This is a genomic window from Gemmatimonadales bacterium (assembly GCA_030697825.1).
Classification (GTDB): Bacteria; Gemmatimonadota; Gemmatimonadetes; order Gemmatimonadales; family JACORV01; genus JACORV01.
Genome location: JAUYOW010000031.1, coordinates 1 through 2718, shown reverse-complemented (window position 1 = coordinate 2718; position 2718 = coordinate 1). Strand labels below are relative to the sequence as shown.

4 protein-coding genes are annotated in these 2718 nt (G+C 72.5%); all 4 read right to left on the bottom strand.

The window, feature by feature from the left end; genetic code table 11:
• A partial coding sequence (locus Q8Q85_01315) for a hypothetical protein (protein MDP3772887.1) occupies positions 1–573 on the bottom strand: 573 nt, incomplete at its 3' end.
• The gene (locus Q8Q85_01310) at positions 570–1466 is read right to left on the bottom strand and encodes a MoxR family ATPase (GenBank protein MDP3772886.1); all 897 of its coding nucleotides are present in this window, start codon (positions 1464–1466) and stop codon (positions 570–572) included. The genes Q8Q85_01315 and Q8Q85_01310, both read right to left, overlap by 4 nt.
• On the bottom strand, positions 1463–2497 hold the full coding sequence (locus tag Q8Q85_01305) for an XdhC family protein (GenBank protein MDP3772885.1): 1035 nt from the start codon (positions 2495–2497) through the stop codon (positions 1463–1465). Before Q8Q85_01305 ends, Q8Q85_01310 begins: the two co-directional genes overlap by 4 nt.
• 2 nt (positions 2498–2499) lie before the next feature.
• On the bottom strand, positions 2500–2718 hold a 219-nt coding region (locus tag Q8Q85_01300), incomplete at its 5' end, for a hypothetical protein (protein ID MDP3772884.1).

The following is a 2718-nucleotide window of genomic DNA, read 5'->3' as shown; positions in this document are numbered from 1 at the left end:
GCCGCCGCTGCCCACCGCGCGGCGGAAACTGCGGCGAAGGTCCACCAGGCCGCGCCCGCGGGTGGGCACCAGTCGCCGGCTCCGGCGCGTGGCGAGCGTGCGCGCGAGCCGGGTGAGGAGTCGCTCCATAGCGGCCAGGTCGCGCGCCGAGCACTCGTCGAACGGCTTGCGGCGTAGCAGGGCCTCCGCGCTGTAGCCCGGCACGCCGCCCTCGGGGACCGCGATGGAGCGCTCCGGCTCGAGGGCGGGATCCCGAGGGCCCCAGGCGGCGCGCCGGACCGCGGCCTGGCTGTCGCGACGGCGCGCGGGGGCCGCGCTCCGATCGGTCCCATCATCGAGCCCACTCCGCTCGCGCCACAGACGATCGAATAAGTCCTCGAAGAGGGCGCGATCGCGAGGCAGGATCTTGAGCGCGGTGGCCAGCGCGAGCCGCACCTCGTCCCGGTCGCCGATGTCCACCAAGGTGAGGGCCGTGGCGGCATCGACCTCGTCGGCGAGTCCCACCTTCACGCCGCGCTCGCGCAGGGCACGCGCGAACCGCGCCAGGTGGGTGACGAGGTCGCGGGCGGTCATGCGAGGGAAGCTCCCGCAAGCGCCCGTTCGACCAGCGAGGTGCGATCGGCGTCGCCCAGCTCCGCGACGTCGTGCGGGTCCTTGAGGATGCAGCCTAACGTCTCTTCCACCGCCTCACGGTCCAGCCGGTCGCGGTGCAGGCTCATCAGGGCGCGCGCCCAGTCCACCGTCTCCGCCGCGCCGGGTGGCTTGGAGAGCCGGCGTCCGCGCAGCGCCTGCATGAACCGGCCGATCTCCGCGGCCAGCCGCTCGCCGATGTCGGGCACCTGGGTGCGGATGATCCGCACTTCTTTCTCCAGGCTCGGGTGCTCGACGTACAGGTAGAGGCACCGGCGGCGCAGCGCGTCGCCGATCTCACGGGTCCGGTTCGACGTCAGCACCACGTACGGGATGTGCTCCGCCACGATCGTGCCCAGCTCGGGGATCGTGACCTGGAAATCGGAGAGCACTTCGAGCAGGAACGCCTCGAAGCCGTCGTCGGCGCGGTCCACCTCGTCCACCAGCAGGACCGGCGGCCCCTCGCGCCGCGTGATGGCGCGGAGCAGCGGGCGCTCGAGGAGGTAATCACGCCCGAAGATCACGTTCTCGAGCGCGGCGGGGTCCCCGCCGTCCCGTTCCGCCATCTTCAAGCGGAGCAGCTGCCGCTGGTAGTTCCATTCGTAGAGCGCGGTGTTGACGTCGAGCCCCTCGTAGCACTGGAGCCGGATCAGCTCCGTGTCCAGGACGCGAGAGAGAACCTTGGCGATCTCCGTCTTGCCGACGCCCGCGTCGCCCTCGACCAGGAGCGGCTTCCGCATTTCGGTGGCGAGGTAGGCCGCCGTCGCGATGGCCGGCTCGGCGATATAGCCGTGCCGCTCCATCGCCTCCTGCATGGCGCGGATCTCCGCCCTCACCCGGCGGCCCCCGGTCTGGCCGCCGCGAGGTAGCGATCCGGGTCCTTCGCGAACCGCTCGCGACACCCGTTGCCGCAGAAGTAGAACGTCCGGCCGGCGTGCTCGTGGCGCCACTTCGCGGTGGCGACCGTGACCGTCATGCCGCAGACCGGGTCCACCGCTTCCTCGGCGAAGGGCATGGCCGCGGAATGCTCGGATGCGAGCCCCGGAGCCGCGGCTCGGCCTGGCGCGGAGGAGGCCGCGCCGGAACGGCGGCGCTGGACGATCTGGGCCAGGATGCTCACGGCGATCTCGGCGGGCGCGTGGGCGCCGAGGTCGAGACCGGCCGGGCTCGCGATGCCCGCGAGGGCTTCCGGGCGGGCGCCACGGGCCGCGAGCGCCTCGCCGATCTCGGCGAACCGACGCCGGCTCGCCACGACGCCGAGATACGCCGGCTCGAGAGCCAGCGCCGCGGTGGTGGCTTCTTCATCCCGCCGGCCCATCGTCGCGACCACCACGAGCAGCTCCGGACGTGACGAGCCGTCCCCGGCCGGCGGCCCGGCCGCCTCGAGTTGGGTCATCACGCGGTCCGCATCCGGGAAAGCCGCGCGGTCGGCCTCAGGATCCACGGCGTCCACGAGGAAGCCCATCGCCTTGGCGAGGCGGGCGAGCGCCTGGGCCACCGGCGAGACGCCGAATACGATCAGACGGGGAGCGGGCAGCACCGGCTCGATGTAGATGTCCACGCTGCCTCCGCTGTGGCACGTCATCGGCAAGGCGGTGACCCCGGCGCGGCGGTCCGCCTCGGGGTTCGGTGAAAGGGCGATGAGCCGGGGTGACCCATCTTCGAGCGCGCGGAGCGCTTCCCGCACGACGGCGGGTTGGGTACAGCTGCCGCCCAACCAGCCGTGGAACGCGCCGCCCGGCGTGATCAGCGCGGTATCACCAACCCGCGCCGAGCTGGGTGGCTCGCGGCGGACCACCGTCGCGAGCGCGAACGCCTCACCCCGTTGGGACAGCTCGGCCGCGAACCGCAGTAGATCCGCTCGCATGGTCACCTCATCGCCAGGCGCCCCAGCGCCCGTTCGTAGTCCTCGGGAACATCGAGGTCGCTGAGCGCGTGGGCCGGCCAGGACAGCACCACCGACTCGCCGCGGTGCGCCTTCACGACCCGCTTGCCGCAGCCGTGACCGTCCATGGCCTGGATCTCCGGAAACAGCGCGCGGCTGTACAGCACCCCTCGATGGCGAGGAGGAGCTTGTTCCGGCTCATG

Bases quoted from the DNA above. Each gene is read 5' to 3' on its own strand.
- Q8Q85_01305 (MDP3772885.1), bottom strand. From the start codon at position 2,497: ATGCGAGCGGATCTACTGCGGTTCGCGGCCGAGCTGTCCCAACGGGGT.